Source organism: Streptomyces deserti (assembly GCF_054782695.1).
This window is the reverse complement of record NZ_BAAGRZ010000039.1, coordinates 21,232-46,329: the sequence shown is the minus strand read 5'-3', so window position 1 is coordinate 46,329 and position 25,098 is coordinate 21,232. Positions and strand designations below refer to the sequence as shown.

The window sequence follows — 25,098 nt, the reverse complement described above, 5'->3', positions numbered from 1 at the left end:
CGTACGCCATGGTCGTGAAGGACACCGAACTGCCCTACCTGCGCCGCTGCGTGGAGCTGGCGGCCGAGGCTCTGGAGGCGGGTGACGAGCCGTTCGGGTCGGTCCTGGTGGGCGGGGACGGCACGGTGCTCGGCGAGGACCACAACCGGGTGGCCTCGGGCGACCGGACCAGGCACCCCGAGTTCGAGCTGGCCCGCTTCTCGGCCGCCCGTCTGACGCCCGGGGAGAGGGCGGCGGCGACGGTGTACACGTCGGGCGAGCACTGCCCGATGTGCGCGGCGGCACATGCCTGGGTGGGCCTGGGACGCATCGTGTACGTCGCCTCCTCCGCGCAGCTCGCCTCCCGGCTCGCCGAGTGGGGGTGCCCGAGCCGCCGGTGCGGACGCTGCCCGTGCACGAGGTGGCACCCGGCGTGGTCGTGGAGGGACCGGTGCCCGAGCTGACGGAGCAGGTCCGTCGGCTGCACGTCCGGTTCCATCGCGGGCGCGGCTGACCGACGGCCGGGGCGGCCGGCCCACCCGGCTGCGGGCCGCTCGAGATGCAGGGCCGAACGGGCGGTGCCTACGATCGAGAAAGACCCGGACCAGGGTTCGCCCCGGTCTCCCCAGCGGGGGGAGGCGCATACCCGTGCGGCCCGCACGCCGGCTGATGGCCGCTCATACAGCACTGGTCAGCGTCGCCGCGGTCGTCTGCATGACGGCCACCGCGACCCGCACCCCCCTGTGGGCCGTCATCGGCCTCGCCGGTGTCGGCGCCGTGCTGACCGGCACCGTCCTGGACCACTTCGACGCGCTGGGAGTGAGCCCCCTCGACACGGACCGGCCGCCCATCGTGGAGACCCCCCTGGCGCACGCCGCCGATCTCGAGGCGGTGGCCGCGTTCCGGTGGGAGGAGGGCATCCGCATGACGCTGGTCCCCTGCCCGCTCGTACCGCGCGACCGGGTGGGTTTCCGCGTGCAGGTCACGGCGCTCGACTCCGACGACGACATCGACATCGACATCGACCGGCTGACCGGTGTGCTGTCCCGGCTGTTCGAGCGCTTTGCGCTGCGGCCGATGGCCTGACACGGCTTGGAGGGCTGAGATGGCCATGACGACGCACAACGACGACGTGGACTGGGACCGCTGGCCGGTCGCGGACTACCTCGCGGAGAACTACCGCGAGGTGCACCCCTCGGACGCGGCGGTCATCGCGCACCACTCCGCCTTCTACCGGCGCCTCGCGCCCGGCAGCCTCGCCCACTCCGTGGAGTTCGGCGCCGGGCCGAACCTCTATCCGCTGATCCTGATGTCCGCCGTGAGCCGCCGGATCGACGCCGTGGAGGCGGGGTCCGGCAACGTCGCCTATCTCGAGGAGCAGATCCTGCACCGGATCGACGCGAGCTGGCTGCCGTTCCACGCCCTGTGCCGGCGGCTCAACCCGGCCGTCCCCGCGACCCTGGCCAAGGCGCTGGCGCCGGTGAACGTCGTCCACGCCGACGTCCGTACGCTGCCGCCGGGGACGTACGACCTGGCGTCCATGCACTTCGTCGCCGAGGGCGCCACCGAGGACTTCGCGGAGTTCGCCGACTTCTGCCGTGTGTTCGTCCGCAGTGTCGTGCCGGGCGGGTACCTGGTGGCGGCCTTCATGGAGAACATGCCGACGCATCGCATCGGGCCGGCGTCGCGCTGGCCGGGCTGCCCGGTCAGTCCTCAGGCCGTGCGGAAGGTGTTCGCGCCGCTGACCCGGGAGCTGGAGGTGACCCACATCGACGCCGATCCGACGCTGCCGGGCTACAGGGACTCCGGGATGGTGCTGCTGACGGGGCTGGCCGGGCCGGGTGCCTGAGGACATCGCGAGGACACGGCGAGGACATCGCGCACGAGAGGATCGAGGCCCCACCGGTGACGCACGCGCGGCCGGTGGGGCCTTCGGGGATCGGTCAGCTGTCCGCCCGCGGCCGGAAACGCCGGCGAAGGACCACACCTCCGGCCACGAGCGCCGCGCCCGCCGCGAGGGCCGGGAGGACCTGGTCCGTGCCCGTGCGGGCCAGGGAGTCCGTGGCCGCAGCCGCGTGGTGCGGGGCCGGCTTCGGTGCCGGGTGGTGCGGGGCCGGCTTCGGTGCCGGGTGGTTCCTGGGCGGTGCGGACGGCTCCGGGTCCGGCCGCTCCGGGCGGGGTTGCGCTCCGGGGCGGTCGCCGGGCGTGTTCACGGAGTCGTTGCCGTCGGAGGCGTTGCCGATGCCGACCACGTTCACGGTGTTGCCGCTGACGTTCACCGGGACATGGACGGGCAGTTGCACCCCGTTGCCGGAGCCCACACCGGGTGAATCCTTTCCGCCGCCCTCGGCGGCCGCCCCGCCGGAGCCGCCGGACGTACCGCGCGCGTCGCCGTCCTCGTTCGCGCACGTGTTTCCCGCGGCGGAGTTGAGGAGTCCCACCCCGTTCACGGTGTTCCCGCACACGTTCACCGGGACGTGCACCGGGAGCTGGATGGTGTTGCCGGAGATCAGCCCGGGCGAACCGGCCGCGGAGCCGGCCGCTGAGGAGTCGGCGTACGCGGGCACTGCCACGGCCATCGCGCCCGACGCGGCGGCGACGGCGATCACACCGTTTCGGGTAACCCGTCTCATAGGTTCCCTGCCTTCCAGACATGGTCGCGGGCGCTCGCCCGCACCGGGTAGAACGCGGGCGCGCCATCCGAGTTATGGCTTATCGGCCTTTCACTCCATCGAGCGGCACGGTTGTCGAACTAACGGTAAAAACCGTCGCATGTGCGGGCAGGGCGCACAGAGTACGGCAGGTGGCACGGTCCCGCTCGCCCGACAGGCGCGGTCCGCGGGGTCCACTTATGGTGATCGAGGACGCCGGTTCCCGGCCCGCTGTGGGGCGTCCCTGGAGGCATCGATGCTGGCCAAGCTGTCGACGCGACCCTCGGTGGGGCGCTGTGCGGTCACCGGTGCGGTCGGGCTGGCCCTGCTCGGCGCGGGGCTGTCGGCCGCCGACGAAACGCGGCCCGACCTGACCCGGTTCTACCGCCAGAAGGTCAGGTGGTCCGCGTGCGAGGGCGCGGACATGCCGAAGGATCTCCAGTGCGGGAAGGTCACCGTCCCGCTCGACTACGCCCGCCCCGAGCAGGGCACCCTCGACCTGGCGCTCGCCCGGTACCGGGCGACGGGCACCTCACGCGGCTCGGTGCTGCTGAACTTCGGCGGACCGGGCGGCTCGGGCGTGAGCGGACTGGCCATCGGTGGCGAGGACTTCATGGGCCTGACGGACGGCTACGACGTGGTGGCGTTCGACCCGCGCGGTGTCGGCCGGTCGTCCCCGGTCAGCTGCGGCGACGCCTCCGACGCGGCCCTGGAGGCCACCGACGGCGACGCCGGGACAGCCGATCCGCAGGCCGCGCTCGGCACGTTGCGCAAGGCGGCCGCGGAGTGCGCCGAGCACTCGGGCCCCGTCCTGCCGCACATCGGCACGGTGAACGCCTCCCGCGACATGGACGTGATGCGCCAGGCCCTCGGCGACGACAAGCTCAACTACCTCGGTTTCTCCTACGGGACCCGGCTCGGCGCGGTGTACGCGGCCCAGTTCCCCGACAAGGTGGGCAGGTTCGCGCTGGACGGCGTGGACACGCTGACGGAACCGCTGTCCGAGCAGGGGGTGGCGAGCGCGCAGGGCCAGCAGACCGCGCTGGAGAACTTCCTCACCTGGTGCACGAAGGACATCGCCTGCCCGTTCGGGCAGGATCCGCGCGACGCCCGCGAGCAGGTCGTCCGGCTGGTCGGCTCCCTCGACGAGGACCCGGTGCCGACGGACTTCGGCAACGAGTTCTCCGGCCAGGACCTCGCGGGCGCCATCGGACAGGCGCTGTACAGCCGGGAGTTGTGGCCCTCGCTGGAGCGGGCGCTCGCGCAACTGCTGGAGGACGGCGACACCAGCCGGGTGGAGGCCTTCGCGTCCGGCGGCGTGACCGTCCCGGTGCGGAAGGGGCCCCACAGCGGGCTCGTCGACGAGGAGGACGTGCCGCTGGACAACCTGCCGGCGGCGCTGATGGCGGTCAACTGCGCGGACGATCCCGACCGCCCTACCGCCGCACAGGTCGAGCGGGACCTCGGCCGGCTGCGCGCCAGGTACGAGAAGGCGTCGCCGGTCTTCGGCCGGTACCGGCTCACCCAGGTGCTGATGTGCTACGGCCGCCCCAAGGGCACCGACTTCATCCGGGAGAAGGTGAAGGACGTCGACACGCCGAAGATGCTGCTGGTCGGCACCCGCGGCGACCCGGCGACGCCGTACCGCTGGACCGTCGAGACGGCCGAGCGGCTCGGCTCCTCGGCGGTGGTGCTCGACAACCGGGGCGAGGGTCATACCGGATACGCGTCCTCGGAGTGCGTGCGCCGCAAGATCGACGACTTCCTGCTGTACGGCTCCCTGCCGCGCGACGGCAGTTCCTGCGGCTCCGAGCACGACGACGAGTGAGGCGCGGCGCGCCTGGCTTCACCGTGGGGTGGCCGAGGGGGTCCCCGTGCGCGGCCGCGCGGCGCCGTCGCCTACCGCGGGCTGCGGCTGCGTCCTGCCGCTGTTCGACATACGTACCTGCTGTGTCCGGTCCGCCGGTGGAGGCGCCCGTCACCTGCGGTTTCCCGTGGGGACGCCACCCTCGGCGAACTAGTTGCATAGGACATCTATATGGCGAGCGTGCGACATGCGCCGAGGACGGGTCAACACGCCCGTAGCGCGGACGCCCGGCACCACCCCCTCACTTTCGGCCGGACTTTGCGAACGCAATACCTGGCGGCCGCGCCGCATCGGGGGCTCGGCACCGGAAATCGGCCACGGGCAAAAACTTCCCCAACGGGTCAGGCCCCGGCCTGCCGGCGCAACCGCTCGGCGGCCCGTTCGGCGTCGGGTACGGAGACGGCGAGACGGGCGTACGGCACCGGCCGCCACAGCTCCACCGTCACGACGGGCACCCCCGCACGGACCGCGGCGAAGTCCCGGCCGGAGGGATGCCACCGCTCGCCCACGCAGTACCGGCCGGAACGGCAGCGGCCCGTGAGCTGCGTGCCGCGCAGGGCACGCCACCAGTCCGGCTCGACCCGCACCCCCTTCACGTCCGCCAACGGCACCCGCACCTCGCGGCACCGCGCCAGAAGCCGCTCCCGCCACGACAGCCGGACGACGACGTCCTCCCCGTCCACGGCCAGGCGCGCCATCGGCAGTCACCTCCTCCACCAGCCTGCACCGCCACCGCACCGGCCGGCACTCCACCGAGCCAGTACTCCACCCGGGCGGTGAATTGCCCCAAATGCCCTACCGGCGAATCAGTCCTATGGTGCTGTCATGGAGCACGATCTGAGTCCCACGACCCTCGCCGAGCTGCGCCGCCCGCGCCCCTACCCCGCGGTGTCCGTGCTGACGCCGACGCACCGCCGCGAGCCCTACCACGCCCAGGACCAGGTCCGGCTGCGCAATGTGGTGGCCGAGGCCAAGAAGCAGCTGGAGGCCGATCCCGCGGTCACCCGGGAACGGCGTACCGAGGTCGCCCGGGAACTCGACCGGGCCCTGACCGAGGTCGACCTGACGCACGCCGAGGACGGCCTGGCGATCTTCGCCGCTCCGGGTGAGCACCAGGTGTGGTCGCTGGCCCGATCCGTGCCCGAGCGTGTGGTGCTCTCCGACACGTTCCTGACCCGCAACCTCGTCTCCGCGCAGACCGCCGAGCGGCCGTTCTGGGCGCTCTCGCTCGCCGCGGACCGCGTCACGCTGTGGAACGGCGGGGCGGGCCACGTCGTGGAGGAACGCACCGGCGGCTTCCCGGTGACCAGGCGGGTGGAGAACTTCGACCCCGAGCGGCTGGAGCGCGTCGGTGATCCGCCGAGCGCGTTCCGGGACGAGCGCACCCGCCAGTTCCTGCGCGAGGCCGACACCGCGATGGGCGCGATCCTGCGCGACCACCCGCGGCCGGTGTACGTCACCGGCGAGCCGGCCGCCCTGTCCCTGCTGGAGGAGGTCGGCGGTGTCGCCAAGCGCGCGGTGCACGTCCCGCGCGGCGGGCTCGCGCACGCCACTCCGGAGGCCGTGTGGCAGGCCCTGCGGCCGGTGATCGAGGCCGAGGAGCGCAGGAACACCGAGGCCGTGACCCAGGCACTGGAATCGGCCCGCAGCCGCCGGGAGTTCGCGGCGGGTGTCGACGAACTGTGGCACAGCGCCCGGGAGGGCCGCGTCCGACTCCTGGCCGTCGAGGAGAACTACCGGGTGACGGTGGTCGACGCCGGCGACCATCTGGTGCCCGCCGAGAGCGGCGACCCCGACGCCCGCGAGGACATCGTGGACGAGATCGTCGAGAAGTGCCTCGAGACCGGCGCCGACGTCCGGTTCGTACCCGACGGGACGCTGGGGGACGCGGACGGGATCGCGGGAGTGCTGCGGTACTGACGCCCTCGCCGTCGACCTCACCATCGACAAGGGAACACCAGCCCGTCGAACACGCGAATGAGCGCGACACCACCACCCACTGCGGTCCCTCAACTCACGTACGATGCCTACGACTTGACCCATCCAAGGGGGTACTCCGAACGGACCCCGGAGTCACTCCGTGAAGACTGTGGCATATGCCAGAAGCACCACCGTATCGTGTGGTGCCAAATCCCTTACAGGGCGTCGCGGGCTGTGCCACAGTCGAAACGGTCCCTCCCTTCGCCTTGGTCGTACCGTCCCGCATCGGAGTGCGTCATGCCGTCCCATCTCTCCGCGGACCGCCCAGCCGCCCAGCCGCCAGGACGCGGCTCGGTGGACGCGCTCATCTCGCAGACGCGGCGGCTCAAGGGCGACGTCGACGCCGTACGGCGCGACGCGCAGGGCGACGGATCGGACCCGCAGGAACGCTGGCAGCGCGCACTGTGCGACCTGGCGCTGCACCAACTCAACGACCTGGACGCTCACTTGGCGCAGCTGCGGGACGGCCCGCTGCCCGCGCCCGAGGATGCCGGAGCCGAAGCGCCGCCCGCCGTCCCCCGGCACGGCTCGCTGCTCAGCCGGGTCGGCAGCGCGGAGTGGAACCTGCTGACCGACGAGGCCGACTGGTCCGGGGAGCTCTACCGGATTCTGGGCCGCGACCCCGCCACCGCCCCGCTCACCCTCGACGAGCTGCCCTCGCTGGTGCTCGACGAGGACCGCGCGAAACTGACGGCGATGGTCACGGACTGCCTCGTCGACGCCCGGCCCATCGACGGGGAGTTCCGCATCCTGCGGCCCGACGGAGACGTACGGACCGTGCACATGATGGGCGAACCGGTACTCGACACTGACGGCAGCACGGCCTCGATGTGGGCCGTGCTGCGCGACGTCAGCGAGCTGCGGCGCAGCCAGCGGGAGGTGAGCGAGACCCGTGACTCGCTCGCCCGCCGGCGGCACGTCGCACAGACCGAGCACCGGCTCGCGGTCGAGCTGCAGGAGGCCGTGCTGCCACCGTGGCGCGGCTCCCTGCGGCTCCCGCACCGCGGCCCGCGCACCCTGGACCTCGCGGCCCACTACCTGCCGTCGTCGGTGAGCACGCTCATCGGCGGCGACTGGTACGACGCGCTCGAACTGACCGACGGCGAGACGCTGCTCAGCGTCGGCGACCTGACCGGACACGGCGTCGGCGTCGCGTCGGGCATGGCGATGCTGCTGGGCGCCGTCCGCGGCATGGCGATGGCGGGCACCCAGCCCGGGCAGCTGCTGGCCTGGCTCAACCAGTTAGTGGACGCCACCGCGGAGCCGGCCCTCGGCAGCGCCGTCTGCTGCCGCTACCGGCCCGACACCCGCACACTGGTGTGGGCCCAGGCGGGACACCCCGCCCCGCTGCTGTTCCGCGACGGGACGGGGCGCGCGCTGAACGCACCGGACGGCGTCCTGCTCGGCGCCACCACCGGCGCCACCTACGGGCAGGCCGAAGAGACCCTCGAGGTGGGCGACCTGCTGCTCCTGCACACCGACGGACTGGTGTCCGGGCGCAGCGGAACGGGGGCCGCGAGCCTCCTGATCGACCTGGCTCCACGCTTCGCCGAGGGCCGTACCGCACAGGACTGCCTGCGGACGGTCGTCGAGGAGTTCGGCGGGAGCGAACGCGAGGACGACGCCTGCGTGCTCATCGCCAGGGTGGCGTCATAGCTCCCCGCCGGGGTGGCGTGCCAGGTCCCCGCCGGGGTGACGTGCTGTCTCCGCGCCGGGGTGACGTGATGAGAGGTGAGGTGACGAGAGGCAGCGCGCAGTCGTTTTACGTCTGTGCGCTGGTGCCGCTCTTGCCGTTCCTCGCCTTCGGCAGGGCGAGCCTGATCTCCTCCCGCAGCTCCTCGATCTTCGGATAGCCGGCGTACTCGGCGGTGAGCCGGTACATCTGACGCAGCCGGTCCCAGGTGCGGTGCGAGGAGTTGGACCCCATCGACATCAGGGCCAGCCGTGCGTACCGGTCCGCCTGTTCGGGATCGTCCGCGATGAAGCAGGCCGAGGCCATGGACAGGTAGTCGAAGATCTTCGACCGCTGCCGGGCGTCGGTCCGCAGGGCCAGGGCCTTCTCCGCGTAGTGCTGCGCGTGCGCGGCCGCACCGGGCTCGAACTCAGCCAGCGTGCGGTAGGCCAGGGCCTGCATGCCGTAGAGGTCCTCCTCCGTGAACAGCTGCATCCAGTCCGGCGGCGGCACGTCGGCCTTGTCGGAGACGAAGAGGTCCTCCGCCTGTCCGAGGGTGCGGCGCATCGCCTGGCCCTTGCCCATGGAGGCCTGTGCCCAGGCCTCGACGGTGTGGAGCATGGCCTTGGTGCGGGGCAGGACCTCGTCGCCGGAGCCGGACTTGGCGAGCTTCATGAGGTCGAGGGCGTCATCGGGGCGGCCCAGGTGCACCATCTGACGGGCCGCCCGCGACAGGGCCTCGCCGGCGCGTGGCCGGTCGCCGCCCTCTCTTGCCGCGTGGGCGGCGATGATGAAGTACTTCTGGGCCGTGGGTTCGAGGCCGACGTCGTGGGACATCCAGCCCGCGAGGACGGCGAGGTTGGCGGCGACGCCCCACAGGCGCCGCTGGAGATGGGGTGGGTGTCGGTAGGCGAGCATGCCGCCCACCTCGTTGAGCTGGCCCACCACGGCCTTGCGCTGGAGCCCGCCGCCGCGGGCCGCGTCCCAGGCGCGGAACACCTCGACCGAACGCTCCAGTTCCTCGATCTCCTGCGACCCGATGGGGGCGGCCTCATAGCGGTCGAACCCGGCGGTGTCGGCGTGCAGGGGATTGTGGAGGTCGGGAGCGTCGGCAGCCAGGGCAGGGTCGGTGTGCAGCCAGTCGTGCATGGCGCTGCTGAGTGCGGATCCCGCGGCGAGCGCGGCGCCCGCGCCCACCAAGCCGCGTCGGTTGAGCATGAGGTCCATTCCCGTGAATTCGGTGAGGACCGCGGCGGTCCGCTCGGGCGCCCACGGCACTGAGTCGGGATGCTCCGCACTCCCGCCGCCCTGCCGTTTCCCCGCACGCCCGTGCCGGACCAGACCGAGGTCCTCAATGGTCACGACACGGCCGAGACGCTCGGTGAACAGAGCCGCCAGCACACGCGGCACCGGATCGCGCGGGATCTCTCCCATGTCGATCCACCGCCGCACCCGGGAGGTGTCGGTCGCCAGCTGGGGGTGGCCCATGGCCGCCGCCTGCTTGTTGACCAGCCTCGCGAGTTCGCCCTTGGACCAGCCGGCCAGGCCGAACAGGTCCGCGAGCCGGGTGTTGGGTTGTCCGCTCACGTCAAGCCCCCAGGTTCTCGGCTGAGTTGACAGTAGCCCGGCCAGACTTGCCGGGCGACTATTCGCCAGGGTTCGCCAGGGTGCGCCAGATGGTGTGCCACGGGGCATCGGGTGTCAGGTAGGAACGCGCCACCCCGACCCGGTCGCCCCAGGGACATTCCCCAGGGTGCGCCTGGGCGGCCGGGCCGGGTGGGCGTATGACGTCGCAGGCACACGAAGGGATCTGTATCGCCCATGTACGCAGCATCGTCCTCCGTGTCCGCCCCGCCCCGGTCGCTGCGCCCCCGTCCCACGGACAGCGGCCCCTACCTCGCCCCCGCGCGCCCGGCGGCGCCCGTGCTCGGCGCGGGCAGGCCGCGGCGCGCCGCGGGTCCCGGCACCCAACCCCTCAGCGGGAGACTCGACTTGTCCGGCCCTCAGGGCGCCCAGCTGCGCACGGCGATCGCGTCGGTGCACCGGATCTGCCCGGAGTTCGCTCCGGTGCAGGTGCTGCGCCGCAGTGGACGCTCCGTGCTCCTGGTCGGTACGACCGGACGCAGCACGGCGGTCGCCAAGTGTTTACTGGACCACTCCCCCGCGTGGGCCGAGCGGATCCGCCACGAGATAGCGGCCTACCGCACGTTCGTCCGGCACCGCCCGCCCGTGCGGGCGCCCCGGCTGATCGCGGCGGACCCGGACAACTGCACGCTGGTCATCGAGCGGATGCCCGGACGGGTGGCGGCACTGCAGCGCCACCCGGCGGAGGCGCCGCAGCGGGCGGACATCAGGGCGGCACTCGGCGCGATCTGCCGGCTGAACTCCTGGCGGCCGCCGGCGGGCACGTTCGACGCCCCGCTGGACTACGCGGCGCGGATCTCCCGGTACCACGAGCTGGGCCTGCTCACCGACCGGGACATGGGCGACCTGCAGAAACTGCTGCACGGCATCGCGCAGGCGGCCGGGCGGCAGGGCATGGGCCAGTTCTGCCACGGCGACGCACTCCTGTCGAACATCCTGCTCTCACCGGCTGGTCCAGTGCTGGTGGACTGGGAGCACGCGGGCTGGTACCTGCCGGGGTACGACCTGGCGACGCTGTGGTCGGTGCTCGGGGACGCACCGGTGGCACGCCGTCAGATCAGTCAGATCGCCCAGTCGGCGGGCCCGGCCTCACGGGACGCGTTCCTGGTGAACCTGATGCTCGTGCTGACCCGTGAGATCCGGACCTACGAGACGGCCGTGCAGCGTTCGATGCACGACACGACCCCGGCGGCACCGGGAGCGGCCCACCCTGGTGCTGCGCCGACGGGCGAGGAACAGCGGCTGCTGCTGCGGCGGCTGCACGACGACTGCCAGATGGCCCGGCGGGCCGTGCGCGCGGCGGTCGGCACTCGCTGACGGGGACGGCGGTCCGCGGTGCGCCTGGACAGGGGCGCACCGCGGGCCTTCGTGTGTGCGGGCGGTGCTCTCAAGGCCGCCCGGCCCTCGGTGTGCGCGCTCAGTGCCAGCTCAGTGCCCCCAGACGTACCGCCGTCCGGCGATCGCCTTGAACATCACCTCTCCGCCCTTCAACAGGTCGCTGCGGAGGGTGAGTTCGCGGGTCCGTACGGCGGTCAGCGCGATGCGGGTGGCCCTGCCCCGCGACCAGTCGACGTCGATGGTGGCTCCGCCCCGGGCGCGCAGGCCGCGCACCGAGCCGTCGGGCCAGGCGGCGGGGAGAGCGGGCAGGATCTCGATGACACCGTGCTGGCTCTGCAGGAGCATCTCCACCATCCCGGAGGTGGCGCCGAAGTTGCCGTCGATCTGGAACGGCGGGTGGGTGTCCCACAGGTTGGGCAGGGTGGAGGACTTCAGCTGTTCGCCGAGCATCTTGTGGGCGTGGTCGCCGTCGCGCAGCCGCGCCCAGAAGTTGATCTTCCAGGCCTTGGACCAGCCGGTGCCGCCGTCGCCGCGTGCGGTGAGGGAGACCTTGGCGGCCTCGGCCCAGGGGCTGCCGGGCCGGATCTGCCGGCCCGGGTGCAGGGCGAACAGGTGGGAGACGTGCCGGTGGGTGTCGGTGGGGTCGTCCAGGTCGGCCTTCCACTCCTGGAGCTGGCCCCAGGAGCCGATGCGCAGGCCCGGGTCCAGCCGGTCCAGTGCCTGCTCCAGCTCCGTCCGGAAGGCCGGGGAGTCGCCCAGGATCCGCGCCGCTTCCAGGGTGTTGGTGAACAGGTCGTGCACGATCTGCTGGGACATGGCCGCGCCCGCCGTGAAGTCGCCGTGCTCGGGCGAGTAGCTGGGCGTGACGACCAGCGTCCCGTCGCGCGGGTCGGTGCGCAGGTTGTCGAGCCAGAACTCGGCGGCCTCCTTCATCACCGGGTAGGCGGTGGTGCGCAGGTAGTCGGTGGAGCCGCCGAAGAGGTAGTGCTCGTAGAGCTGCTGGGTGAGCCAGGCCGCCGCCTCGGGGAACCAGAACGCGGTCGGCCAGTCGTGGACGCCTGTGAAGCCGTAGGGGTTGGTCTCGTTGTGCACGACCCAGCCGCGCGAGCCGAACATCTCCCGCGCCGTGCGGCGGCCCGGGGCGCGCAGGGCCTCGACGAAACGGTCGTACGGGGCGGTCGTCTCGGCGAGGCCCGCGGCCTCGGCGAGCCAGTAGTTCATCTGCAGGTTGATGTTGACGTGGTAGTCCGCCGACCACGGGGGCCTGGTGCTGTGGTTCCAGACGCCCTGGAGGTTGGCGGGCAGCGATCCGGGGCGGGACGAGGCGATGAGCAGATAGCGGCCGTACTGGAAGAAGAGGGCTTCCAGGGCGCGGTCGGCCTGGTTCGAGCCGCCGGTGTAGGAGGCGAGGAGCCGGTCGGTGGGGACGTCCGGCGGGAGGGACTGGCCGATGTCCAGTACGACGCGGTGGAAGAGGGCGCGGTGGTCGCGGACGTGGCGGACCAGGAGGGACTCGTAGCGGTCGCCGGCCCGTTCGACGGCGCGGGTGACGGCGGCGTGCGGGTCTTCGCCGCGGTAGTCGGGGTAGGTGTCGGCGTAGTCCGTGCCGACGGCCAGCACGAAGCAGGCGCTGTCGGCTCCGGTGACCGTGATCGTGCCGTCGGCGTGCGAAGAGACGGTCCCGCCCTTGCTGCGTACCCGGATCCGCGTCTCGAAGCGCAGGCCGTTGTCCTTGAGGGCGCCGCGCACGGTGAGCGTGCCGCCCGCCGCGGCGGCCTCGTAGTCGCTGCGCGGTGAGGTGTAGCGCAGGGTGAACGTGACGTTGCCCGGCCGGTCGGCGCTGATCCGCCCGACGATCACACCGTCCGGGTGGGAGGCGAAGAAGTCCCTTTGGTGGCGCACCTGTCGGTGGGTGTGGACGACCGAGGCGACGCCGTTGTCGAGGTCGAGTTCGCGGCGGTAGGTGGCGGGGGTCGTGGCCGGTGCGTCGGGGAAGTCGAGGTGCAGGTCGCCGAAGGTCTGGTGGGCGCCGTAGCCCACGCGCGGCTGGCCGAGCCGGGCGGCGACGTCGTCGGGGTCGAGCCGGGTCCGTGTGTCGAGGTCGTCCTGGACGGCGGTGAGGGCTCCGGGGCGGGGCGCACGCCAGTTGCCGAAGTCGTAGCCCTGGGCCGAACCGGGGCCGCCGGTCCACAGCGTCTTCTCGTTGAGCTGCAGCCGCTCGGAGGCGACAGTGCCGAACACCATGGCACCCAGGGCGCCGTTGCCGATGGGCAGGGCCTCGCGTTCCCAGTCGGTGGCCGGGGCGGCGTACCAGAGCACCGAGGCCCCCACCGACACATCGGATGACTCCACGGCTGACTCCACGGCGACAGCCTCTTCGGAACTCAGCGCGAGGCCGCTCAGGGCAAGGCCACCCGCCCCGGCTACGGCAGCTTTGAGGGTGCTTCTTCGGGAGATGTCATGCGGCTCATGCGACATGACCCTCGACGCTAATGGTCCGATGACTCAAGCGACAAGGGTCATGACAGAACGTGCGAAGGACCGAACGAGACCAGAAGCGACCGCAGGGGGCCGCGAGGGTTCACAGCGGCCCGCCGGGGCTCAGCCCTGCTGGAACAGCTCCGCCGGGAGGGGCTTCAGGAGGGCGTACAGGTCGTCGGTGATGGGGCGGTCCCAGGCGGCGATGGTGACGAGGACGCCGTCGCTGCGGTCGAACTGCACGCAGGAGATCCGGCTCTCGGAGAGCTTGACGCGGCGCACGATCAGCAGGTTGTCGCCCTGCATCACCGGCACGTCCTCGGTCCCGACGACGGTCACCTCCTCGTCGTTCTCCATGGCCAGCAGCAGCTGGGCGACCTCGAAGGGGACCTGTCCCTCGGGGACGTCACGGGCCGGGGAGCCCTCCGGCAGGTTGCCGATGATCATCGCGGGGCCGCGGCCGCCGAACAGGTCGTAACGCAGGAAGACGCCCTGGCAGGTGCCGTCGGGGGCGGGCAGCAGCCCGGCGCCCAGATTGCCGGGCCAGTCGCCCGGGTCCATGGCCAGTACGTCGAAGTCGGGCCCGGCGGGAGTGGCGCTGCGGCGGCGGAGGAACGACATGTCGCCATGGTACGTGCCCGGGCGTGCCGCGTGTCGGGGGGGCGGCACTCGTGACCCCTACGCGGTCCGGCGATGCCGTTCGTGGTGGCGGGCCACCCGGGCCCGGTTGCCGCAGGACGGCTCGCACCACTCCTGGCGCGGGTGCTCCTTGAGGAAGTACCGGGCGCAGCGCGGTGCGTGGCAGGCGCGCAGCCGCTCCCGGTCCGGGCTCGCGAGGAAGGCGATCGCGGCCTGGGCGAGCGCGGCCGTCAGGTCGTCCGCGCCGCGCACGGGCCGCCGGTCCAGGACGGGTTCGGCGTTCTCCGCCCAGCTCAGGACGGGAACGGTCGGCGTGCGGGCGGGCGTCCCTGCTGGTCGAGTCCCGCATGGGCTGATGATAGGGCTGCCGGTATCCATTAAGCGGCGCGGCCAGTCCGCCCGTGACCGGCGCGGTCGTCCTCCGGTGACCGGCCTCGTCAGTACTCCAGTGACCGGCCCGGTCAGTCCTCCAGTGACCGGCCTCGTCGGTACTCCAGTGACCGGCCCGGTCAGTCCTCCAGTGACCGGCCCGGTCAGTCCTCCAGTGACCGGAGCGGTCAGTCCTCCTCCGACCGGCTTGCTCAGTCCTCCGGTGGGGTCGGCGGGACCACCGCCACGGGGCTGGCCGCGTGCAGCAGGACAGCCTGGGTGACGGAACCCATCATGCGGGCGGGTGCCAGCAGGCGCCGCCGGTGGCGGCCCACGACGACCAGCTCGGCGTCCTTCGAGGCCGCCACGAGGTGCCCGGCCGCGTCGCCGGGAGCCACGTAGGCCTCGGCCCGGACGTCGGGGTGCCGTGCGCGGTGCGGGGCGAGGAAGCCCTCGGTGAGGGTGCGGGTGTCGTTCTCGACGGCGTCCTGGTCGATCATCGGCGGGGGCAGCTCGGCGGGCAGAATCCAGGCCTGTGCGGGCCACGGATAGGCGGCGACCACCTGGAGGCGGGCGCCCCGCAGGGCGGCCTCGGCGAAGGCGAAGGCGAGCGTGGCCTCGTCGGGGCTGTCGACCTGCAGGCCGACGACCACCCGGGGGCCGGGCCCGGCCGGTGCTTCGCCGTGGACCTCGCGCCCGGGCCGGGGCACCACCACGACGGGGCACTCGGCGTCGCGGGCGCAGGCCATGCCGTTGGAGCCGAGCAGCAGGCTGGCGAAGCCGCCCCGGCCCCGGGAGCCGAGCACCAACAGCTGGGCGGAGGCGCCCAGTTCCGGCAGCACGGCGCTCGGCGCGCCCTCCAGGCCGAGGTACTCCACCACCGGCAGGTCGGTGCGACCCGCCAGACGGGCGCGGACCTGGTCGAGCACCGGGTCGTCCTCCGGGACCGGCGGCGCGACGGCCAGCGCCTCGGGCAGCACCCAGGGGGCGTACTGCCGTACGTGCACCACCCGCAGCGGCGCCGCACGCCGGCGGGCGGCGTCCAGGGCCCACTCCAGGGCGCGCAGGCTGTCGTCCGAACCGTCGACCGCCGCGATGACCGGCAGGGCGCTCATGGGTTCCTCACCTCCGGAGTACGACCGTTCCCCTCCCGGGGCCAGCCTGGCTCAGGCGTCGGCCCCGGGTGGGTGCCGCAGGTCGCGTGTCCGGAAAAACGGGCGGAACACCCCCGGTCGGATCAGGTGAGGTCAGGTGAGAACAGGTGGCATCAGGTGAGGTCGAACTCCCCTTCCCGTGCTCCCGACACGAAGGCGCCCCATTCGGCGGGTGTGAAGATCAGCGAGGGGCTTTCCGGGCGGGCACTGTTCCGCATGGCGATGAACCCCTCCACGAAGGCGATCTGGACATCCCCCAGGCCGCGGCTGCTGGACTGCCACTGCGCGTTGCTGAGGTCCAGCTCCGGCTTGTCCCAGCCCGTGAGCGGGCGCTGTTGGGTGGTGGTCTCGGCCACGTCCGTGCTCCTCCCGATTCGTCGTCCGCGGCCAGCCTAGCGATCGGCTCCTGACCTCAACAGGCCACGTGAAGAGGACGTTGTCCCGGGCCTCAGGAGTGCGGCCCCTCAGGCGTCCGGAGGCTGGGATCCCACGAGCCACATGGAGAAGAACTGGGATCCGCCGCCGTAGGCGTGGCCGAGCACCCTGCGCGCGCCGTCCACCTGGTGTTCCCCGGCCTGTCCGCGCACCTGGAGCGCCGCCTCCGCGAAGCGGATCATGCCGGAGGCGCCGATGGGGTTGGTGGACAGCACGCCGCCCGACATGTTGACCGGCAGGTCCCCGTCCAGCTCGGTCACCCCGGCCTCGGTGAGTTTCCAGCCCTCGCCCTCCGCGGCGAAGCCGAGGTTCTCCAGCCACATGGGTTCGTACCAGGAGAACGGCACGTAGATCTCGGCGGCGTCGATCTCGCGGCGCGGGTCGGTGATCCCCGCCTGCCGGTAGACGTCGGCCGCGCAGTCCCGGCCGGCCCGGGGCGAGACGAAGTCCTTGCCGGCGAAGAGGGTCGGTTCGCTGCGCATCGCGCCGCCGAGCAGCCAGGCGGGCGGGCGCGGTGCCCGGGCGGCCCCGGCGCGGTCGGTGAGGACCATGGCGCAGGCGCCGTCGGAGGAGGGGCAGGTCTCCGAGTAGCGGATCGGGTCCCACAGCATGGGCGAGGCCATGACCTTCTCGAGGGTGATGTCCCGCTCGTGGAGGTGGGCGTAGGGGTTCTTCAGCGCGTTGCGCCGGTCCTTGTAGGCGACCAGGGCGCCGATCGTGTCGGGCGCGCCGCTGCGTCGCAGGTACGCGCGCACGTGCGGGGCGAAGAAGCCGCCGGCCCCGGCCAGGAGGGGCTGCTGGAAGGGGATCGGCAGGGACAGGCCCCACATGGCGTTGGACTCGGACTGCTTTTCGAAGGCGAGGGTCAGGACGGTGCCGTGGACGCGGGCCGCGACGAGGCTGGCGGCGACGAGCGCGGTGGATCCGCCGACGGAGCCGGCCGTGTGCACCCGCAGCATCGGTTTTCCGACCGCGCCGAGCGCGTCGGCGAGGTAGAGCTCGGGCATCATGACGCCCTCGAAGAAGTCGGGCGCCTTGCCGATCACGACGGCCTCGATGTCGGACCAGGTCAGGTCGGCGTCGGTGAGGGCCCGCCCGGCGGCCTCCCGTACGAGCCCGGCGATGGAGACGTCCCGGCGTGCCGCGACGTGTTTTGTCTGGCCGACGCCGACGACGGCCACGGGCTCCTTGCTCATCGGGGATCCCCTTCGAGGACGGCGACCAGGTTCTGCTGCAGGCAGGGACCGGACGTGGCGTGGGCGAGCGCGCGGTCGGAGGCGCCCTCGTGGATGCGGGCGGCGGCCTCTCCGATGCGGATCAGACCGGCTGCCATGATCGGGTGGGCGGCGAGTGCACCGCCGGAGGGATTGACGCACACGGTGTCGCCGAGCCGGAGGACCTTGCGCAGGATGACCTCCTGCGCGGTGAAGGGTGCGTGCAACTCGGCGGTGTCGACGGGCCGTTCGAAGGCACCGGCCTTGTCGGCGGCCAGCCGGGTGGACGGCGAGTCGGTCAGGTCGCGCACGCCGAGGCCGTGTGCCTCGATGCGGTGGTCGATGCCCCGGATCCAGGCGGGCCGGGCGCACAGGTCCCGGGCCCGCTCCCCCGCCGCGAGGATCACGGCGGCGGCGCCGTCGCCGATGGGCGGGCAGTCGCCCGTGCGCAGGGGCCGTACGAGGTACTCCCCGTGCGGTACCGAACCCCTCAGCTGGGCATGGGAGTTGGTGGCCGCCGCCTCCCGGTTGCGAGCGGCGACGGCGGCGAGCGCGGGCTCGTCCGTCTCGCCCGCGTCGATGAGCGCCTGCGCCTGAAGGGCGGCCAGGGCCACCGAGTCGGGCCACAGGGGAGCGACGTAGTACGGGTCGAGCTGCCGGGTCAGGACGTCGCGTACGGAGCCGGGCGAGGACTTGCCGTAGGCGTACACGAGCGCGGTGTCGGCGTCGCCGGTCAGCAGCTTGGTCCACGCCTCGTACAGCGCCCACGCCCCGTCCATCTCGACGTGCGACTCGGAGATCGGCGGCCAGGCGCCCACGCCGTCGAGGGCGAGGGTGAAGGAGAAGGCACGCCCGGCGAGGTAGTCGCTGGAGCCGGAGCAGGCGAAGTCGATGTCGGCGGTCTTCAGGCCGGTCCGGTCGAGCACCTCGTGCAGCACCGGCATGAGCATCTCGACCTCGGAGGACTCCTCGCTGCTGCGCCGGTGGCCGGTCTGGGCGAAGGCGACGACGGCGATCTCGCGGGTCACAGCAGCTCCTTGTAAGTGTCGTACTCCGCGTCGGGTTCGCCGGTGGGCCTGTAGTGGTCGGGGTAGCGGGCGCCCTCCGTCCACACGGGCTCGACGCGCAGCCCCATCCGCACCTGGTCGTACGGGATCCCGCCGATGCGCCCGTGCAGGGCGAGGTCGGCGCCGTCGAGGGCGATGTGGGCGTAGACGTACGGCACGTCTATGTCGAGGTTCTTCGCCTTGATGTTGACGATGCAGAAGGTGGTCACTGTGCCGCGCGGCCCCACCTCGACCTGTTCCGCTGTGGCCACCCCACATGTGGGGCACGCACCCCTCGGCGGGACGTACACCTTGCGGCAGGACGGGCAGCGTTCGCCGACGGTGCGGCGCCCGGCGAGGGCGTGGATGTAGGCGGACTGGGCGCGACCGGGCGAGTAGGTGTAGTCGAGGCGGGCGGGGGCGACGATGCCGGTGACCGGGTCCTCGAACTCGCCGGTGTGGCCGGGGGGTCGGGCCGGTTCGCCGTCGTACGGCTCGAAGCAGGCGATGTCCGTGATGGCGCCGGAGCGCTCCTCGGCCCAGCGGACGCGGACCCGCATGCCGGTGTGCACGGCGTCGGGGCCGGGGGCGTCGAGGGCGTGCAGGAGGGCGGTGTCGGCGCCGTCGAGACGGACGAGGGCCCAGGCGAAGGGCGTGGTCAGGGGCTGGCCGCGGCGGGGGGCGTGGTTCCAGGCCCAGGTGGTGACCGTGCCGGTGGGGGCGATCTCGACGAGGTCGCGGATCTCCTCGGCGGTGACGGGGTCGTACTCGACGGGTGGGACGAGAGTACGGCCGTCGCTGGTGCGCACCCCCAGGACGACGCGTTCGCGCAGGCCGGTGAGGAAGGCGCTCTGGACGGGGCCGAGGGAGCGGGTGAAGGGGAACTCGACGACGAGGGGAGCTCTGAGGACGTCGGGCACGGGACCTTTGAGGACGTCGGCCATGGGGCGCTGCCTCCTTCGGAGGGTCGGGCGCGCGATCGGTGCGGCTCAGGCGCGCTTGTAGACGGGCGGTCGCTTCTCCGCGAAGGCGCGGGCGCCCTCCTTGGCGTCGGCGGTGTCGAAGATGGGCCGGCCACGGGCGAGTTCGGCGGCGAGGCCCTCGGCCTCGGTCATCTCCGCCGTCTCGTACACCGACGCCTTGACCGCCTCGACGGCCAGCGGGCCGCAGGCGTTGATCTGCTCGGCGATCTGAAGGGCCTTGGTGAGGGCGGTGCCGTCGGGGACGACGTGCCCGATCAGGCCGATGGCGGCGGCCTCGTGGGCGCTGTAGGGGCGGCCGGTGAGCAGCATCTCCAGGGCGTGGGTGCGCGGGATCTGGCGTTGCAGCCGGACCGTGGAGCCGCCGATCGGGAACAGCCCGCGTTTCACCTCGAACAGCCCGAAGGTCGCGGACTCGCCCGCGACGCGGATGTCGGTGCCCTGGAGGATCTCCGTGCCGCCCGCGACGCAGTGCCCCTCGACGGCGGCGATGACGGGCTTGCGGGGGCGGTGGTGGCGCAGCATCGCCTTCCAGTGCAGGTCCGGGTCGGTCTTGAGGCGGTCCCGGTACTGCTGCCCCGCCATGCCGTTCCCGGCGAGGGCCTTGAGGTCCATGCCCGCGCAGAACGCGCCGCCGGCGCCGGTCAGCACGATCGAGCGGACCTCGTCGTCCTCGTCGGCCTCGACCCAGCCGTCGTACAGGCCGACGAGCATGGGCAGCGAGAGCGCGTTCCTCGCGTCCGGCCTGTTGAGCGTGAGCACCAGTGTGGCGCCCTCGCGCTGCACGGTGAGGTGTTCGGTGCCACCCATCGCCGTCTCCCCTCTGCAGGAACGAGAACAGGTTGCAGGAGGCGGGGAAGCACTTCAAGGGATTTCTGACAGTCAGTCAGATTTCTTCTGCGCGGGCTCTTCACAGTTGTGGGGCCCTTTGCTCTGATGACCGCGAACCGGTGCGACCCGGACCCTCGAAGGTCAGGAGGAGCGGTGGAGTACAACCTTGCCGACCTGTTCGAGTCGGTCGTCGACGTGGTGCCGGACCGCGAGGCGCTCGTGTACGTCGACCACCCCGGCACGGGCGCGGAGCGCCGGATGACGTACGCCGAGCTGGACGCGGCGGCCAACCGCATCGGTCACCACCTGCTCGACAGCGGGATCCGGCCCGGGGAGCACGTCGGGCTCCACCTCTACAACGGGGTGGAGTACTTACAGACGGTCCTGGGCTGCCTGAAGGCGCGACTCGTCCCGGTCAACGTCAACTACCGCTACGTCGAAGAGGAGTTGGTGTACCTCTACCGGGATGCGGACCTGGTGGCGCTGGCCTTCGACGCCGAGTTCACGGACCGGGTGGCGGCCGCGCTGCCGCGGGCGGAGAAGCTGCGGCACCTGATACGGGTGGGGCCGCCGGCCCCGGGGGTGACCGCCCCGGGGGTGCCCGCCCTGGGCTTCCGGGACGCCGAGGCCGCCGGGTCGCCGGAGCGGGGCTTCCCTCGGCGTTCGGGCGACGACCGGTTCATCATCTACACCGGCGGCACGACCGGCATGCCCAAGGGCGTGATGTGGCGCCATGAGGACCTGTTCTTCGCGGGACTCGGCGGCGGCGCCCCGACCGGCGAGCCGGTCAAGGAGCCCGAGGAACTGGCCGAACGCGTCGCGGCGGGCGGCGACGGGATCACCTTCTTCCCCACCGCCCCGCTGATGCACGGCACCTCCACGCTGACGGCGTTCATCGGCTTCGGCTTCGGCCAACGCGTCGTGATCCACCGCAGGTTCGTGCCCGAGGAGGTGCTGCGGACCGTCGAGAAGGAGAAGGTCACCAGCATCTCGCTGGTGGGCGACGCGATGCTGCGGCCGCTCGTGGACGCGCTCGGCGGACCGATGAAGGGCACGGACTGCTCGTCGCTGTTCAGCGTGTCGTCGTCCGGCGCGATCATGTCGGAGACGGTGCGCCGCCAGTTCCAGGCCCTGGTGCCGAACGCGCTGCTGCTCAACAACTTCGGCTCCTCGGAGTCCGGCTTCAACGGCACGGCGACCGAGGACGCGGGCCCCGAGCGGGGCTTCAGGATCCGCGTCCACTCCCGCACGCAGGTGGTGGACCCGGCCACGCGCGAGCCGGTCGCGGCCGGGGAGGTGGGCCGGATCGCCCAGTGCGGGCACGTGCCGCTCGGCTACTACAACGACCCGGCGAAGACCGCCGAGACCTTCTTCGAGAAGGACGGCGAGCGGTGGGTGCTGCTCGGCGACATGGCCACCGTCGACGAGGAGGGCGTGGTCACCGTCCTCGGCCGCGGCTCCCAGTGCATCAACACCGGCGGCGAGAAGGTGTACCCGGAGGAGGTCGAGCAGGCCCTCAAGTCCCACCCGGACGTGTACGACGCACTGGTGGCCGGGGTGCCGGACGCCCGCTGGGGCCAGCACGTCGCGGCCGTCGTACAACTGCGCGAGGGTGCGGCCCGGCCGTCCCTGGAGGACATCCAGACCCACTGCCGGGCCCGGCTGGCCGGTTACAAGATCCCGCGCCGGCTGGTGATCACGGACGCCATCCAGCGGTCGCCGAGCGGCAAGGCGGACTACCGGTGGGCGCGGGAGGTGGCCGTGGCGGTGGACGGGTGAATCCGGGCCGGTGCGAGGGAACCGAGGTTCCAGCGCGATTGAACCGAGGTCCAGTGTGATGGGACCGAGGTCCAGTCTGATTGAACCGAAGGTGACGTGCGGACGTACTGGTGGTGGCAGGCTCGGTCACCGGGCCTTGTTTGCCATGCCATTGCACGACCGCACGGAAGGACCTCCGGGTGTCGCTCTTCACTCGCTCTCGTCAGCTGCCGGACACCACCGAGGGCGAGGCGGGCACGGATGGCGACAGGGTTGTAGCGGAGGGGGACGGTGAGAGGGGTGCAGGGGGGCCGGACGGTGAGACCGCTGTAGCGGAAGCAGGCGGCGACAGCGTCGCAGCAGGAGCGGACGGCGACACCGCCGCAGCGGGGACAGACGGCGATCGCGCCGCAGCGGAAGCAGACGGCGACAGCGTCGCAACGCAAGCAGACCGCGGCACCGGCGCAGAAGAAGCTGTGCGGGCAGCAGGTGCCCAGGAGGCGCCGGGTTCCCAGCCCCCCGGCTGGTTCGGCTGGCGGCGCCGCTACCCCCGTACGGCGCGCGGTGTCACCGTGGGGACGACCGTTCTGGCCGGCGCGCTCGTGCTCTTCGCGCTGCTCGTGCCGAACCGCCTCGAACGGCTCACCGTCGACGCGTTCCTCCGTATTCCCGCCGAAGGCATTCTGCTCGCGGGCCTGCTGCTCGCGCTGCCGCCGCTGCTCCGGCGGATCACAGCCGTGGTCTCGGGCGTGTTCCTCGGTCTGCTCACGGTCCTGAAGTTCGTCGACATGGGCTTCTACCAGGTGCTGGCCCGGCCCTTCGATCTGGTCCTGGACTGGATCCTGATCGGCCACGCGACGGACTTCCTCCGGGAGACGTTCGGCCGCACCGGCCAGGTGCTCGCCGTGGTCGGGGTGATCGTCCTGTTCGTCGCCGTGCTCGTGCTCATGACGCTCGCGACGGTGCGGCTGACGAACCTGATGGTCCGCCACCGTCCCGTCGCGACCCGTACGACGCTGATCCTCGGGACCACGTGGATCACCTGTATGACGCTGGGCGTGCAGGTCACCAGCGTCCCCGTGGCCACCAAGGGCAACGCCGAGTTCCTCGGCAACCGTGTGGAGCAGGTGCGCGCGGGAATCAGGGACGCGAAGGTCTTCGAGAAGCAGGCCGCCGTGGACGCCTTCGCGGACACCCCGCCCGACCAGTTGCTGACCGGGTTGCGCGGCAAGGACGTCCTGTTCACCTTCATCGAGAGCTACGGCCGTGTCGCGATCGACGACCCGGCGATGGCCGATCAGGTCGACGCGGTCCTGAAGGACGGCACGAGTTCGTTGAAGGCGGCCGGTTTCGAGTCGCGCAGCGGCTGGCTCACCTCACCGGTGACGGGTGCCGGCAGCTGGCTGGCGCACTCCACCTTCCTGTCCGGCCTGTGGATCAAGAACCAGCAGCGGTACCGCAGCCTGACCACCAGCGACCGCATGACCCTCACCAAGTACTTCGGCAAGACGGGTGCCTGGCGGACCGTCGGCATCGTGCCGGGCGTGCGGCGGGCCTGGCCGGAGGGCAAGTTCTTCGGCCTCGACCACATCTACGACTCGGAGCACCTCGGCTACCACGGCCCGTACTTCAGCTGGACGCCGGTGCCCGACCAGTTCAGCCTGGAGGCCTTCGAACGCCTGGAGCACGGCAAGAAGGACCGCGAGCCGATCATGGCGGAGATCATCCTCGCCTCCAGCCACAACCCCTGGTCGCCCATCGCCCGCATGATCGACTGGGAGGACCTCGGCGACGGCTCGGTGTTCCATCGGATCAAGAAGGAGGGCACGGACCCCAAGGAGGTCTGGAAGGACCCGGAGAAGGTGCGCACCGAGTACCGGCGCGCCATCGAGTACTCGCTGCGCAGCCTGATCGAGTGGGTCGAGCGGTACGGCGACGAGGACACGGTCCTCGTCTTCCTCGGCGACCACCAGCCGGTGCCCACCGTCACCGCCGGGAACACCGGCAAGGACGTGCCCGTCACGATCGTCGCCCACGACAAGAAGGTGCTGGACCGGGTCGCCGACTGGGGCTGGACCGACGGGCTCAAGCCGGCCGAGAACGCTCCGCGGTGGGGCATGGACAAGTTCCGCGACCGGTTCATGACGGCGTACGGGCCGAGCGCGTAACGGCGCGTACACCGGCGGGGCCCGGCGGCGAGCGCGGGCGTGATTCCCGCCCCACGAGGCCTGCGGAGGATGTGGGCGCTCTGCCGACGGCAGAGCAGCTCACCGTGCTCCGGAGAGGAAGTCCGCGACAGGCCGTACGAACCACTCCGGGTCGTCCAGCCACGGGTAGTGCCCCGCCCCCGGCTGCACGGCGAACTCGGCCGCGGGGAAGGCGTCGGCGGCGCGGCGGGCGAGGTCGGGGCGCGGACCACCGTCGAGTTCGCCCGCGAGCACGAGCACGGGGGCGGTGAGGCGGGCGAGCGCGGCCCGGGTCGCGGGCGGGTCGTAGGCGCCCGGGGAGCCGTAGCGGCCGGCCGCCTCCTCGTTGGTCTCCTCCTCGTCGCGTTCCGCGTGGGCTCGGGCCCGCTCGTCCCAACACCCGTAGAAGAAGGGGAGGAAGGCGGGGTCGAAGTCCCCGGTGCCCGCCAGCCAGGCCTCGAACGCCGGGAAGGTGTCCGCGAACCACGGCTCGTCCTCGCGCAGCCGGGCCGCGGCGAGCCGGTCCTCGGGCGTGGCCGGGAGCCCCAGGGCCCACGGGGTGGCGGTGACCAGGGCCAGCCGCCGCACCCGCTCCGGGTACCGGGCCGCGTACAGCATGGCGAGGCTCCCGCCCGCCGAGTGCGCGAACACGTCCATCCGGTCGACACCCAGGTGGCCGCGCAGCGCCTCGACGTCCTCGACCCCGGCGACGCACCGCTGCGACCGTAGCCGACGACGGGCGCTCAGCCCGCCCAGGTCCCCGAGATACGCGGAGGCCCGCATGGGCCCGCCGGGCAGTACGACCAGGGGTTCACCGTCACCCCGGACGTGACAAGCGAGTTGGGTCCCGTCCCAGGCGTTGAAGATCGACATGCCG

The 25,098-nt window shown here is 72.2% G+C and carries 20 protein-coding genes and 2 pseudogenes; 9 read left to right on the top strand and 13 right to left on the bottom strand.

Annotated features, from left to right (window positions below; genetic code table 11):
* Positions 1-8 precede the first annotated feature (8 nt).
* The 3 genes and pseudogenes from ACYVMZ_RS35735 to ACYVMZ_RS35725 all read left to right on the top strand — a co-directional run bounded on the left by ACYVMZ_RS35735 (position 9) and on the right by ACYVMZ_RS35725 (position 1,828).
* Positions 9-493 (top strand): annotated as a pseudogene (locus ACYVMZ_RS35735) (nucleoside deaminase).
* Between the two features lie 134 nt (positions 494-627).
* Positions 628-1,065: a hypothetical protein gene (locus ACYVMZ_RS35730; protein WP_461087042.1), complete on the top strand. Its 438-nt coding sequence runs from the start codon at positions 628-630 to the stop codon at positions 1,063-1,065.
* 25 nt (positions 1,066-1,090) lie between these two features.
* The gene (locus tag ACYVMZ_RS35725; RefSeq protein ID WP_461087052.1) at positions 1,091-1,828 is read left to right on the top strand and encodes a class I SAM-dependent methyltransferase; all 738 of its coding nucleotides are present in this window, start codon (positions 1,091-1,093) and stop codon (positions 1,826-1,828) included.
* A 94-nt stretch (positions 1,829-1,922) separates the two neighbouring features.
* Here the strand turns inward: ACYVMZ_RS35725 and ACYVMZ_RS35720 are convergent, their stop codons facing one another.
* Positions 1,923-2,612, bottom strand: a complete 690-nt coding sequence (locus ACYVMZ_RS35720; RefSeq protein WP_461087041.1) for a chaplin — start codon at positions 2,610-2,612, stop codon at positions 1,923-1,925.
* 274 nt (positions 2,613-2,886) lie between these two features.
* Between ACYVMZ_RS35720 and ACYVMZ_RS35715 the strand changes: the two genes are divergently transcribed.
* A complete protein-coding gene (locus tag ACYVMZ_RS35715) occupies positions 2,887-4,458 on the top strand; it encodes an alpha/beta hydrolase (protein WP_461087040.1) in 1,572 nt (523 codons plus the stop codon).
* A gap of 380 nt (positions 4,459-4,838) precedes the next feature.
* Here the strand turns inward: ACYVMZ_RS35715 and ACYVMZ_RS35710 are convergent, their stop codons facing one another.
* Positions 4,839-5,195, bottom strand: coding sequence for a hypothetical protein (locus ACYVMZ_RS35710; RefSeq protein WP_461087039.1), 357 nt, complete (start codon positions 5,193-5,195; stop codon positions 4,839-4,841).
* Between the two features lie 127 nt (positions 5,196-5,322).
* Here ACYVMZ_RS35710 and ACYVMZ_RS35705 point away from each other — a divergent pair, with 127 nt between their 5' ends.
* Together ACYVMZ_RS35705 and ACYVMZ_RS35700 are read left to right on the top strand one after the other, a co-directional pair.
* Positions 5,323-6,417: a baeRF3 domain-containing protein gene (locus tag ACYVMZ_RS35705; protein ID WP_461087038.1), complete on the top strand. Its 1,095-nt coding sequence runs from the start codon at positions 5,323-5,325 to the stop codon at positions 6,415-6,417.
* 297 nt (positions 6,418-6,714) lie between these two features.
* Positions 6,715-8,133 carry a PP2C family protein-serine/threonine phosphatase gene (locus ACYVMZ_RS35700; protein ID WP_461087037.1) on the top strand — a complete coding sequence of 473 codons (1,419 nt, stop codon included), beginning with the start codon at positions 6,715-6,717 and terminating at the stop codon, positions 8,131-8,133.
* A gap of 106 nt (positions 8,134-8,239) precedes the next feature.
* Here the strand turns inward: ACYVMZ_RS35700 and ACYVMZ_RS35695 are convergent, their stop codons facing one another.
* Positions 8,240-9,736 carry a DNA-binding protein NsdB gene (locus ACYVMZ_RS35695; protein ID WP_461087036.1) on the bottom strand — a complete coding sequence of 499 codons (1,497 nt, stop codon included), beginning with the start codon at positions 9,734-9,736 and terminating at the stop codon, positions 8,240-8,242.
* Positions 9,737-9,970: 234 nt separating this feature from the next.
* Between ACYVMZ_RS35695 and ACYVMZ_RS35690 the strand changes: the two genes are divergently transcribed.
* Entirely contained in the window at positions 9,971-11,110 is a 1,140-nt protein-coding gene (locus ACYVMZ_RS35690) for an aminoglycoside phosphotransferase family protein (RefSeq protein WP_461087035.1), read from the top strand.
* A gap of 111 nt (positions 11,111-11,221) precedes the next feature.
* Here the strand turns inward: ACYVMZ_RS35690 and ACYVMZ_RS35685 are convergent, their stop codons facing one another.
* From ACYVMZ_RS35685 to ACYVMZ_RS35645, 9 genes and pseudogenes are all read right to left on the bottom strand, one after another.
* Positions 11,222-13,450: a glycoside hydrolase family 95 protein gene (locus ACYVMZ_RS35685; protein ID WP_461087051.1), complete on the bottom strand. Its 2,229-nt coding sequence runs from the start codon at positions 13,448-13,450 to the stop codon at positions 11,222-11,224.
* A gap of 282 nt (positions 13,451-13,732) precedes the next feature.
* Positions 13,733-14,230, bottom strand: a complete 498-nt coding sequence (locus ACYVMZ_RS35680; RefSeq protein ID WP_461087034.1) for a hypothetical protein — start codon at positions 14,228-14,230, stop codon at positions 13,733-13,735.
* 57 nt (positions 14,231-14,287) lie between these two features.
* A pseudogene (locus tag ACYVMZ_RS35675) lies at positions 14,288-14,569 on the bottom strand (CGNR zinc finger domain-containing protein); the annotation flags it as partial.
* 260 nt (positions 14,570-14,829) lie between these two features.
* Entirely contained in the window at positions 14,830-15,732 is a 903-nt protein-coding gene (locus ACYVMZ_RS35670; RefSeq protein ID WP_461087033.1) for a universal stress protein, read from the bottom strand.
* A gap of 152 nt (positions 15,733-15,884) precedes the next feature.
* Positions 15,885-16,127, bottom strand: coding sequence for a DUF397 domain-containing protein (locus ACYVMZ_RS35665; RefSeq protein ID WP_461087032.1), 243 nt, complete (start codon positions 16,125-16,127; stop codon positions 15,885-15,887).
* 108 nt (positions 16,128-16,235) lie between these two features.
* On the bottom strand, positions 16,236-17,402 hold the full coding sequence (locus ACYVMZ_RS35660) for a thiolase domain-containing protein (RefSeq protein ID WP_461087031.1): 1,167 nt from the start codon (positions 17,400-17,402) through the stop codon (positions 16,236-16,238).
* Positions 17,399-18,448 (bottom strand): thiolase domain-containing protein, encoded by a 1,050-nt coding sequence (locus tag ACYVMZ_RS35655; RefSeq protein ID WP_461087030.1) that lies wholly within the window; start codon positions 18,446-18,448, stop codon positions 17,399-17,401. Before ACYVMZ_RS35655 ends, ACYVMZ_RS35660 begins: the two co-directional genes overlap by 4 nt.
* A complete protein-coding gene (locus ACYVMZ_RS35650; RefSeq protein ID WP_461087050.1) occupies positions 18,445-19,386 on the bottom strand; it encodes a Zn-ribbon domain-containing OB-fold protein in 942 nt (313 codons plus the stop codon). Before ACYVMZ_RS35650 ends, ACYVMZ_RS35655 begins: the two co-directional genes overlap by 4 nt.
* A gap of 69 nt (positions 19,387-19,455) precedes the next feature.
* Positions 19,456-20,256, bottom strand: coding sequence for a crotonase/enoyl-CoA hydratase family protein (locus ACYVMZ_RS35645; RefSeq protein WP_461087029.1), 801 nt, complete (start codon positions 20,254-20,256; stop codon positions 19,456-19,458).
* A gap of 174 nt (positions 20,257-20,430) precedes the next feature.
* On the opposite strand from ACYVMZ_RS35645, the gene ACYVMZ_RS35640 reads away from it, so the two are divergent.
* The gene (locus ACYVMZ_RS35640) at positions 20,431-22,056 is read left to right on the top strand and encodes an acyl-CoA synthetase (RefSeq protein ID WP_461087028.1); all 1,626 of its coding nucleotides are present in this window, start codon (positions 20,431-20,433) and stop codon (positions 22,054-22,056) included.
* A 179-nt stretch (positions 22,057-22,235) separates the two neighbouring features.
* Entirely contained in the window at positions 22,236-24,203 is a 1,968-nt protein-coding gene (locus ACYVMZ_RS35635) for an alkaline phosphatase family protein (protein WP_461087027.1), read from the top strand.
* 99 nt (positions 24,204-24,302) lie between these two features.
* Here the strand turns inward: ACYVMZ_RS35635 and ACYVMZ_RS35630 are convergent, their stop codons facing one another.
* Positions 24,303-25,094, bottom strand: coding sequence for an alpha/beta fold hydrolase (locus tag ACYVMZ_RS35630; protein WP_461087026.1), 792 nt, complete (start codon positions 25,092-25,094; stop codon positions 24,303-24,305).
* Positions 25,095-25,098: the final 4 nt, after the last annotated feature.

Excerpts from the sequence above, each read along its gene's own strand:
- ACYVMZ_RS35725 (WP_461087052.1), top strand. The coding sequence starts at position 1,091 with ATGACGACGCACAACGACGACGTGGACTGGGACCGCTGGCCGGTCGCG.
- ACYVMZ_RS35705 (WP_461087038.1), top strand. The coding sequence starts at position 5,323 with ATGGAGCACGATCTGAGTCCCACGACCCTCGCCGAGCTGCGCCGCCCG.
- ACYVMZ_RS35715 (WP_461087040.1), top strand. The coding sequence starts at position 2,887 with ATGCTGGCCAAGCTGTCGACGCGACCCTCGGTGGGGCGCTGTGCGGTC.
- ACYVMZ_RS35690 (WP_461087035.1), top strand. The coding sequence starts at position 9,971 with ATGTACGCAGCATCGTCCTCCGTGTCCGCCCCGCCCCGGTCGCTGCGC.
- ACYVMZ_RS35660 (WP_461087031.1), bottom strand. The coding sequence starts at position 17,402 with ATGAGCAAGGAGCCCGTGGCCGTCGTCGGCGTCGGCCAGACAAAACAC.
- ACYVMZ_RS35630 (WP_461087026.1), bottom strand. The coding sequence starts at position 25,094 with ATGTCGATCTTCAACGCCTGGGACGGGACCCAACTCGCTTGTCACGTC.
- ACYVMZ_RS35700 (WP_461087037.1), top strand. The coding sequence starts at position 6,715 with ATGCCGTCCCATCTCTCCGCGGACCGCCCAGCCGCCCAGCCGCCAGGA.
- ACYVMZ_RS35710 (WP_461087039.1), bottom strand. The coding sequence starts at position 5,195 with ATGGCGCGCCTGGCCGTGGACGGGGAGGACGTCGTCGTCCGGCTGTCG.
- ACYVMZ_RS35670 (WP_461087033.1), bottom strand. The coding sequence starts at position 15,732 with ATGAGCGCCCTGCCGGTCATCGCGGCGGTCGACGGTTCGGACGACAGC.
- ACYVMZ_RS35680 (WP_461087034.1), bottom strand. The coding sequence starts at position 14,230 with ATGTCGTTCCTCCGCCGCCGCAGCGCCACTCCCGCCGGGCCCGACTTC.
- ACYVMZ_RS35645 (WP_461087029.1), bottom strand. The coding sequence starts at position 20,256 with ATGGGTGGCACCGAACACCTCACCGTGCAGCGCGAGGGCGCCACACTG.
- ACYVMZ_RS35720 (WP_461087041.1), bottom strand. The coding sequence starts at position 2,612 with ATGAGACGGGTTACCCGAAACGGTGTGATCGCCGTCGCCGCCGCGTCG.